This window comes from Nostoc sp. CENA543 (assembly GCF_002896875.1).
Classification (GTDB): domain Bacteria; phylum Cyanobacteriota; class Cyanobacteriia; order Cyanobacteriales; family Nostocaceae; genus Trichormus.
Genome location: NZ_CP023278.1, coordinates 897,038 through 908,014 on the forward strand (window position 1 = coordinate 897,038; position 10,977 = coordinate 908,014).

General features: G+C 37.9%; 5 protein-coding genes. All 5 read right to left on the reverse strand.

The annotated features are described in order from the left end of the window. Positions 1 to 279 precede the first annotated feature (279 nt). Positions 280 to 1,053 (reverse strand): class I SAM-dependent methyltransferase, encoded by a 774-nt coding sequence (locus CLI64_RS03720; protein WP_103135962.1) that lies wholly within the window; start codon positions 1,051 to 1,053, stop codon positions 280 to 282. Between the two features lie 21 nt (positions 1,054 to 1,074). Further along, positions 1,075 to 2,730, reverse strand: a complete 1,656-nt coding sequence (gene panP / locus CLI64_RS03725; RefSeq protein WP_103135963.1) for a pyridoxal-dependent aspartate 1-decarboxylase PanP — start codon at positions 2,728 to 2,730, stop codon at positions 1,075 to 1,077. A gap of 43 nt (positions 2,731 to 2,773) precedes the next feature. Beyond that, positions 2,774 to 8,707, reverse strand: a complete 5,934-nt coding sequence (locus tag CLI64_RS03730) for a non-ribosomal peptide synthetase (protein ID WP_103135964.1) — start codon at positions 8,705 to 8,707, stop codon at positions 2,774 to 2,776. A 69-nt stretch (positions 8,708 to 8,776) separates the two neighbouring features. Further along, entirely contained in the window at positions 8,777 to 10,030 is a 1,254-nt protein-coding gene (ectB, locus tag CLI64_RS03735) for a diaminobutyrate--2-oxoglutarate transaminase (protein ID WP_103135965.1), read from the reverse strand. A gap of 21 nt (positions 10,031 to 10,051) precedes the next feature. Beyond that, the gene (locus tag CLI64_RS03740; RefSeq protein WP_103135966.1) at positions 10,052 to 10,933 is read right to left on the reverse strand and encodes a cupin-like domain-containing protein; all 882 of its coding nucleotides are present in this window, start codon (positions 10,931 to 10,933) and stop codon (positions 10,052 to 10,054) included. Between the last annotated feature and the right edge of the window lie 44 nt (positions 10,934 to 10,977).

The window sequence follows — 10,977 nt, forward strand, 5'->3', positions numbered from 1 at the left end:
GAGAAGTCTGTAAACAGTTATCACGCCAGCGTCACGCATCATAAATTTCTGGCGGTGCGTTAGGACTATTGTTAATAACGCACCCTACTGGCGTGGAAAGCCTTAAATGTTGCATTAAAATTCTCTTGTAGGATGGGCTTCTAGCCCGTCCGGTGCGGGCAAGATGCCCACACCACAAGGACTAATATATTTGCACTACTTTAGGCTTGCCACGCCACTACAAAACTACAAAACTTAAAACCTTACCAATGAAAAATGGCAACCTTCTTCAGCTAGTTCTTAGAATATACTTTTACGAAAAACGTATATTATTCTTGAATCTGCTAAACCAGATATTTCAGCATCCTGTGTAACATCATTGACCAAAACTTTTGTAAAGCCCACTTTTTCTAGAACAGACTGCACCTCTGTCCGAGAATAAGCTTTAGCTGTACAATTTACATCCCTTCGTTGCCAGTTACCATCGAGCAATTGAAATGTCACATAATGACTTTGCCATAACTTACTTTTTGGGTCGTAAATTGAACGTTGTAGCCACGTATAGTCATCGCCAAAATCACCACTACATTCCTCAACTAAATTGTTATCTTCTCTCACTAATTCTCCTTCGCTCAAATCGAAGCCAAACCAGCCATTTGGCAATAGCGAATCATATACTTTTTGAAAAGCCTTTGTTAAGTCTTCAATACTCAACATATAGTTGAATACTGTACTCGATGAAACAACTGCATGAAAAGTAGGTGGCATTTCAAAAGAGCGTATATCACTCTGAATAAATTCGCCACTGGGTGCATTCTTGCGAGCATAACGCAACATTTCGTCTGATAAATCAACCCCAGTTACTTGATAACCTTTAGCAATCAGTTTATTGACTAATTGACCCTGACCGCAACCAACATCTAAAATACGAGCATTTTCAGGCAAGTGTTCTAATATATGTTTTCCCAAAAATTCCAGCCAAAGTTCGCTGCTATTATCTTGTGGATATGCAAAAGCCCAGTTGTTGTAAAGATTTAGGGCATTATCTTCTATGATGGGACTTGCTAAATACATAAAAATCGCTCCAAGTTAATTTTATTCAAAACTGTAATTTTTTTCATCTTCTAAGCGTGAAATTTCTGAGGCAATCTGGATCTGATCCTGCAAAACCGCATCAATATCATCTTCAGTTGTCAATGGATTTGCTAATACTGCCCGTAGTGCCACAATGGAAATTTCTTGACTAAAGCAATTGCTCGTTTTCATTGTCCGCGAGATAAAAGTTCGTCCCGCTTGGCGTTGATTTTTTTGCAGACGTTCATTAAATTTATTAATAAATAAATTGTCAATTTCCGTCAATTGTTTTTTAGCGACAAGCTCTCTTAAAGATTCGGGAATATAACGATAAAGGAGCAAGTTGCTATCAGGTTCTGCTAATAACTCAAACTCAGGCATTAAACGAATTTTATTAGCCATATATTGAGTTTTTCTAATACCTTCATCAATTAAAAATTCATATCCTTTACTACCAATTAAATTCAGTCCAGCGTGTAAGAATAACGCCATACCAGGACGAGAACCTTCCAAAGCGCGTTTACCTAAATCGAAAGATCCCTTACGCATGGTATAGCTGGCTTGTTTTTCAATTGATTGTGCCATTTGCGGTTCACGCAGAAATAGCATCCCAATTCCCATTGGCAGATAAAGTTGTTTATGTCCATCAATGGTGACGGAATTAGCTTGTTCAATACCTGCAAGTTTATAGCGATGTTTTTGAGAAAAAACTAAAGGCCCTCCCCAAGCAGCATCTACATGAAAATGAACATTAGCTTCTTGGGCAATTTCGGCAATATCTAAGAGTGAATCTACACCGCCTGAATCTGTAGTACCAGCAATACCAATAATGGCAATTATACACAAGTTTTGCTCACGACATTTAGCTACAGCTTGACGTAGCAATCGCACTCGCACTCGATTGTTACTATCCACCGGAATTTTCATTAAACCCCGATTTCCAATACCTAACAAATCTGCCGCTTTATCAAAAGAAAAGTGCATTAATTCCGAGCCAATAATGGCTGCACCTTTATAGCCATAAAAATTTAATGCTGCGATTAAACCCTCTTTTTCTACACCCAAAAAATCATCTTTTGCACCCAAAATATCATTCCGAGCGCACCACATAGCAGTAATGTTTGCTGTTGTCCCACCAGATGTCAAAATACCCAATGTACTTTGACTATTTTGTATATGTTCAGCGTAAAAATTATCAGATAGATTATATATTTGCCGATGCAACATTGCTAAAGCTTGACGCTCGTAAAAACTGAGAGATTTTGCTGTCTCAATTTTCACCGAATTTTGATTCATCGCCGTCATCAACTTAGCTAACGGTTGCACAAAATATGGCAATGCCGAAGTCATGTGACCAATAAATCTTGGTGAAGCCGTATGAATTGAATGAGCAATGACATTATCAGCCAAGTATTCTAAATAGCTAGTAAAATCAGCAGGATGACTCGGTACTTGACTATCACAAAACTTTGCCACCAATGAATCTAAATCAATATCACTACTAGCATCATCTGCCCCAATAAACTTATCAGATATTTCATCAACATACTCATCTATATTTTCTGAATGAGACAGACTAAATAATTGCCTAATGTGTTCTTCAACATCAGAATGCAATATTTCCTCAGTCTCAAACAAGTAACTTTGTTTTAGCATTTCTGGTTTACTTAACGTCATCGTCCTATATTCCTAAATCTTTACTACTCCACCAAAAAAACTCCTACTCCTCCCCTTTGCGCCTTTGCGCCTTTGCGTGAGCTTTCCTTCTAATTTCCTTACGTCGCTCTATGGATACCGACATTCCCACAGACAATTCCGAACCCTGTTCCTGACTAAAGAATATAGCTAACTGGCTAATAGTTGGATATTGAAACATTTCAACCAAAGCAAAATCTCGTTGAAATACTTCTTGTAGCTTGCTATGAACCTGAATTAAAAGTAAAGAATGCCCACCAAGTTCAAAGAAATTATCATGTATACCCACCTCATCCAGTTGCAAAACTTCTCCCCAAATCTCAGCAATAGTTTTTTCCGCCTCAGTTTGTGGAAGTTGTAATTGCTGTTCTAACTGCGGACGCACACCTCCTGGAATTGGCAATGATTGATAGTCTACTTTACCATTTGGTAGGAGTGGTAAAGTTTCTAAAATCACAAAAACCGAAGGCAGCATATACGCTGGTAACTTCTCTTTTAGTAAGTTCTGTAACTCGCTAATAATTACTTCTTTATCTTCAGAAACTACATAAGCAATTAACTGCTGTTGTTCTTCCTTTACCACCACAACAGCTTCTTTAATTTTAGGATATTGGCGTAATATTGCGGCAATTTCCCCTAGTTCTACACGAAAACCCCGCAGCTTAACTTGGTTGTCAATTCGTCCTAAAAATTCTAAGTTACCATCAGCTAAATAACGTGCTAAATCTCCTGTTTTATAAAGCGTTATTCCGGCTTTCGAGATAAATTTATCTGCGGTAAGTTCTGGTTGATGAATATAACCTCTAGCCAAGCCTGCACCACTGACATATACTTCACCAGTTACGCCAATAGGAACAGGCTGGAGATATTGATCTAATAGATGAATTTGGGTATTAGCGATCGCTCTCCCAATTGCCACCCGTTCAGGCAGTGGCTCTGGAGGAGTTATACTGTAACAAGTAACGTCTGCCGAAACTTCGGAAGAACCGTACAGATTTAACAGGGTACTATCTGGTAATGTCTGGCGAAACTGCTGTAACAAGTCAATTGATAACGCCTCACCACTCGTTACCCAAAGTTTCAATTTTGGTAATCTTGCTTGTAAGTCGCGGCTATCTAACAACACCCGCAGCAACGAAGGAACTAGCACCAGTCGGGTGACATCATGTTGAGCCAGGGTTGCAATAAATTGCTGTGGATCTTTGACAGTGCGATCGCCTATAATTACCGTCTTCACCCCTTGCAGTAAAGCCCCAAAAATCTCCCAAACTGAATCTACAAAGTTTAAGGATGTTTTCTGACAACAAACTTCTCCCTCTGTAAACGGATAAGTCTCCCACATCCAATGAAAACGATTGACAGCACCTTGATGTAAACCCAGAACTCCTTTAGGTTTACCAGTAGAACCAGAAGTATAGATTACATAAGCCAAATTCTCGGCTGTAGTCCCACTCACCGGATTTTCTTGACTAGTCTGAGCAATCTGATGCCACTCAGTATCTATGCACACAACAGTCATTTTGTCAAATCTATCAACAAATGACTCATGACAAATGACAAATGACACCCCCGCATCCGCCAACATAAACGCTAGTCGCTGCTGTGGGTACGCCGGGTCTAAAGGTAAATATGCACCACCAGCCTTGAGAATCCCCAACAGCCCAACTATCGTATCTAGGGAACGTTCTACACATATTCCCACCAAGACTTCTTTACCTACACCCAACTTTTGTAAATAATGCGCCAGTTGATTCGCACGCTGATTTAACTCTTTGTAAGTTAACTTTTCTGCACCGCAAACCACAGCCACAGCATCCGGTGTACGTTCCACTTGGGCTACAAATAACTCATGAATGCACTCTTGGGGATATGCAACTTGAGTATTATTCCATGTTGCTAACTGTGTTTTTTCCGCTTCACTTAACAAAGGTAATTCCCAAAGTTGCTGCTGAGAATCACTGATAATTCCTGCTAGTAATATTTGCAAATGCTGCGCCATTCGCTGTATCGTATCAGCCTCAAACAAATCGGTACTATACTCAAAAGTCCCAACAATTCCCGCAGCCGTTTCTTCCATGAACAAAGTCAAATCAAACTTAGCAGTACCGTTGTCATTTTCTAACAAACTCAAATTCAAGCCAGACAACTCTATCTCTGACATTGGTGCATTTTGCAACACAAACATCACTTGGAATAGTGGTGTATAACTCAAAGAACGCTGTGGCTGCAATTCTTCTACCAGCACGTCAAAAGGTAAATCCTGATGAGAATAAGCACCTAAAGCTACCTCACGCACCCGTCCCAATAATTCCTCAAATGTAAAATTCCCTGCTAACTTAGTTCTCAACACTAAAGTGTTAACAAAAAAGCCAATTAACCCTTCTATCTCCGCACGGTTACGGTTAGCGATGGGGGAACCAACTACAATATCTTCATTACCTGTGTAGCGATATAGCAAAGTTTTAAAACCTGCTAGCAACGTCATAAACAAAGTGCATCCCTGTTCCTGGCTGAAACTTTTTAATGCAGCAGTTTGTTCAGCAGAAATTTCAAAATTACAGTAAGCACCCCGGAAAGTTTGCACAGCAGGTCTTGTATAGTCTGTAGGTAATTCAAGCAGTGCAGGCACGCCTTCTAAATGCTGTCGCCAGTAAGCAAGTTGTGACTCTAAAACATCCGCTACTAACCAGCTTCGTTGCCAAGCAGCAAAGTCTGCATACTGAATTGGTAATGCTGGTAAATTGGGGATTTGCCCAGTACAAAAAGCTTGATAAAGTGTAGAAAGTTCCTGCACAAACACACCTATTGACCAACCATCAGAGGCAATATGATGCACAGTCAATAATAGTAAATATTCTTGTTCATCTAGGCGTAATAACTTTGCCCGTAGCATCAAGTCTGTTTGCAGATTAAAAGGCTGTTGTGCTTCTATTTGTGTCAGTTGTTCAATTTGAACTGCTTGTAAATCAGCCGCTAAATTACTCAAATCAATTATCGGCAAAGAAAAATTGGTTTCTGATGCAATTATTTGCACTGGTTTTCCCGCCACTGTCTGAAAATTGGTGCGTAAAACTTCATGACGACACACAATTTCAGAGAAACTTTGCTGTAGTGCTTGTATATTCAGTTCACCTTGCAGGCGAAAAGCGGCACATAAATTATTAAAGGGACTATTTGGTTGCAGTTGAGTCAGGAACCACAACCGTTGTTGAGCAAAAGATAAGATTAATTCCCCATCTCTAGAAACCCGCTCAATAGGAGGAGCATCTAAACCAATTCCCGCCTTAATAATTTTGTCAATAACTGTTGCTAAACCGGCAATTGTTGGTTGTTCAAATAAGCGACGTAGAGGCAATTCTACCTCAAATGCCTGGCGCACTTTAGAAATCACACGAGTCGCTAATAAAGAATGTCCCCCCAATTCAAAGAAGTTGTCGTGAATACCTACTTTTTCTAAACTTAAAACTTCCGCCCAAATTCCCATCAATATTTCTTGAATGGGAGTAGAAGCAGCAACAAAAGTCTTTTCGCTTTGAAGTTGCGTAAAGTCAGGCGCAGGTAAGGCACGGCGGTCTACTTTTCCACTGGGGGCTAATGGTAAATCATCCAACAACATGAAGGCTGATGGCATCATGTGTTGTGGTAATCTTTGTTTGAGTATTTGCCGGAGTTCTGACACTAAATCTGCTGAACTTTCAGGTTGAGGAACTACATAAGCTACCAAACGCTTATCACCATTATCTTCTCGCACGATAACTACAGTTTCTCGTACAGAAGAATGCTGACGCAGCATTGCTTCTATTTCTTCCAGTTCCACCCGAAAACCGCGAATTTTAACTTGGTTATCTATGCGTCCCAAAAACTCGATATTACCATCAGGTAGCCATCTACCTAAATCTCCAGTTTTATACATTAAATCTGGATTACCTGCTGGTAATTTTTTTGTAGAACTGGGGAAAGGGTTAGGAATAAAACTTGATTTTGTTTTCTCTGGATTTTGCCAGTAACCATCTCCTACACCAATTCCTGACACACATATCTCGCCTGGAAATCCTATCGGGACTAACCGCATTTCTCGGTCAAGAATATAGATATTTAAGTTAGTTAAAGGCTGACCGATAGAAACAGTGCGTTGGTTTTCTGGTAAAGGTTGATCAATAATAAATTGAGTAATATCATCAGCCGCTTCAGTAGGGCCATAAGCATCAGCTATTCTAATTGCCGGATACAAACTCAACCATTGATTAACTCGTTTTACAGAAACAGGTTCACCAACTACCATCATCCACTTTAAATCAGGTAGCTGTCTTTGTTCTTCTGGGAGTTGGCAAATATAATCTATTAATCCTCCAAACACTGCGGGAACTAATTCCACAACAGTAATACTTTTTTCTTGAAGAACTTTAAATAATTTGTCGGGAATAAAACCTGATTCAGTATCTACTATAACTGTCTTACCACCAATCAAAAGTGGAGCTAAAAATTGCCAGACAGAAATATCAGTAGAAGAAGGTGCGCTTTGTAAAAAAGCAAAATCTGCTGTTAACTCTAGTTCATCAAACTGAGCATATATATGATTAATCGCCCCGTCATGTCTGACTATCGCGCCTTTTGGCAATCCAGTAGAACCAGATGTATATAACATATAAGCTGGATCTGTACCTGTATTGCTGGTAATGAAATCCTCAGTAGATAAATCCTGAAAATGTAGTTGATTATATATATTGATATCAGTTAATACAGCAGAATTTATAGTATTTTCTGCCTTGTCTAAACAAACTAGAGATTTTAAATGTAGGTTGTCTCCTACTAACTCTGTAAACATATCTAAACAGGAGGAGTCTGTCAAAATAATTTTGACTTCACTGTTAGATACCATATATTTAATTCTATCAGTTGGATACTGGCTATCAATTGGTAGATATGCTCCACCAGCTTTATAAATAGCAAGTATACCGATTAAAAAATTAATGTCTCGCTCTTTGAGAATGCCAACAATTTCACCTTTTTTGATGCCTATATGTTGGAGGAATTTAGCTAATTGGTTGGCTTTGGCATTTAATTGTTGATAAGTTAGTTGACTATCTGCATCCTCAACAGCAATTCGATTGGGTGTAGCTTGGGCTTGCTGAGTAAATAATTGATCGATTGTTTGAGTAATTGGATATTGTTTAGTTTTATGATTAAATTTTTCTAATAGTTGGTGCTGTTCTTCTATGGTTAAAAAAGATATATCGCTGATTTTAGTGTGAGGATTGCTGACTACACACTCAATCACATTTAAATAAGATTTAATTAAACATTTTATAGCATCTTCTCGAAATAGATGCTCATTGTAATCTATTCTAACTACTAATAAATTATCTATAAGTTTGAATGATAAGGTGACATCATTGCTGATATTCGTAATGCCATTTTGTTGATGAATATTTTCTAAGAGAACAACAATGTCACAAAATGGATAGCGATTTTGCTGATTGGGTAAATTTAAGAGTGGCGTTAATTCATCAATGGGATAATTTTGATGGCAATAGGCGTTGATAGTTGTGTCTTTAACTTGCAGCAGTAAATTTTTAAATGTTTGATTTTTATCAACGTTAATCCGCAGGGGTAAAACTTGAGTTAAATTGCTATCAATTTCTGTGAAGTGGTAAGCTGGAGAACCGATAATATTATCATCATTGCCAGTGTATTTCTGCATCAATATACTAAATGCAGACAACAAAATTAAATATGTTGATAAATACGAATTATTGCTGAGTGTGAGAATAGTTTCTGACAGGTAAGCAGATAATTGAAAACTAACTGATTTATGCTTACCAGTGTAAATTGCAGGTCTAATATAGTCTGTAATTAAATTTGTCTCTGGTAATTCATCAGATAATTGATTCAACCAATAAATTTTTTGTGTAAATAACTCTTCAGATGTAATTGTCGGTTTACTTTGAATCGCAACCATTATCTGTTACCTTGTTACAAAATACTTGATGGATATCACGCAGAGGCGCAGAGAGAATGAGAGTTTTATTTAAGTTAGGCAATCATCAAATGCTTGTTTGATAATGGAACACCCTTGCTCTAATATGGGCATTTCAATTGTTAAAGGGGGCAATATTTTAAGGACGGTGTTATTTCTGCCGGCTTTTTCAATTATTAATCCTAGTTCAAAACAGCGAGAGGTGATTCTTTTGGCTAAATTAGCATCACCTAATTGGGAAATATCAATGCCCCAAATTAAGCCTAGTCCTCGTATTTTTATTTTCTCACTAATTGATACTATTTTGTTAATTAAAAAATTATTTAAGAATAATTCTTTAATTTTAACTTCTTTTTCAAGGTTGACAATTTCTCGATATTCTAGTGCAGCAGTACCACCAACAAAGGCTAGTTGATTACCTCGAAAAGTACCATTGTGTTCGCCAGGTTCCCAAATATCTAACTCTGATTTCAATAATAATAACGACATGGGGAAACCATAGCCACCGATAGATTTTGACAGGACTACTATATCGGGAATAATATTGGCTCTTTCAAAAGAGAAGAATGGCCCAGTTCTGCCGCAGCCTACTTGGATGTCATCACAGATTAATAAAATATCATGGCGATCGCACAAATTTCTCAGTCTTTGCATCCATTCTATGGGTGCGACAATTACACCACCTTCTGCTTGCACTGTTTCAAAGATAATGGCGGCTGGTTTTTCAACTCCAGAATTGACATCATTGAGAACTGACTCGATAAATTCTATCGTGTCAAAGCTTTCCATAAAACCGAAGGGATAGGGCATAAATGCAACATTACTTGATGTACCATAAGCCCCAGCTTTAATATCACGATTACCACTAATGGATAAGCTACCCAAGGTCATACCATGATAACCGCCCATGAATGAAAATATCCCTGGTCTTTTTTTCACCTTTCTGGCTAACTTTAATGCAGCTTCCACAGCATTTGTCCCTGTAGGGCCGCAAAACTGAAGTCGGTAGTCTAAATTTTTGGGAGTTAATACTGTTTCGGTGAACTTCGAGATAAACTGCTCTTTGGCAGATGTATGAAAGTCTAAGCCATGTGCGATCGCATCAGCATCTAGGTATGATATCACCTTTTGTTTAATGTAGTCGTTGTTATGCCCATAATTTAACGCCCCCGCACCTGCTAAAAAATCAATATAAGCCTCTCCTGATTCTGAATAGATAAAAGCACCCTTGGCTCGGTGAAATAAAGTTGGAAAGCTTCTGCAATAACTTCTGACATTAGATTCTCTTGTTTCAAAGATATTCATTTACTTTTCCTTAATGGTTACTTACGAAACGTAATTGAGATAAGTTTTATAAAACCTAAATATTACTTGTGGCGGAACTCTAAAAATCAATCCTAGTGCCAATATAAAGTTGTAATAAACATTCTTTAATGGCATACCTTTAGCACTAGCAGCTAGACCTTGCAATACACTAGATTGTGTGTGCCAATCAATATTAAAAGAAATGGATTTATCCCAACTTCTCACATGATGCAGTGTCCCAGGAGGCATATATAAAATATCTCCAGGATTCACAATTACTTGAATAGGTTTGGCATTTTCATAAAGTGGATATTGCCCTAAATCTGGTTTTTCGGGGTCAACCTTAAACCAACGCCAATTACAGCGATAACAATATTGAGCATCTTCCTTGAGAAACAGAGTAAATTGTTTCCGCCCAGAAATTTGAAAAAACAGATTATTTGTGAGTAGACAGTCAAAATGTAGCGGTGTCAAACTCTGAGATGGGCCGATAAAAAATTGGCAATATCGCCACCACTTATAACTATACCATTTTGGCAAATATTCTAAAACAAATGGTTTAACATCCTTAACAAGTTCAGGAATTAAACTAAATAAAGGTAAGTCATGACAATAAGGAGGTAAAGTTTGCTGCTCTCCCTGTTCATATTTATCTAAAACATCTGCATATTCTTGAAAAGTAAAATTTTCAATTTCAATTTTACCATTATGGAAATGTTTAGCATATATTTTCAACTCAGGAGCAAGTGATTGAAAATAGGGCAACGACCATTTAGTAAAAGCATCCCAATTTTGAATTACACCAGAAATAACCACTGGTCGAGACTTCTTGACATACTCTAATAAAAACTCCTCACCTGAAAGTTGATAACGACGGTCAATTTCCGAATCAATAGTCAGCATACTTTTTTTCTATTTTATTAACTCTCTAACTCTGCGTCTTTGCG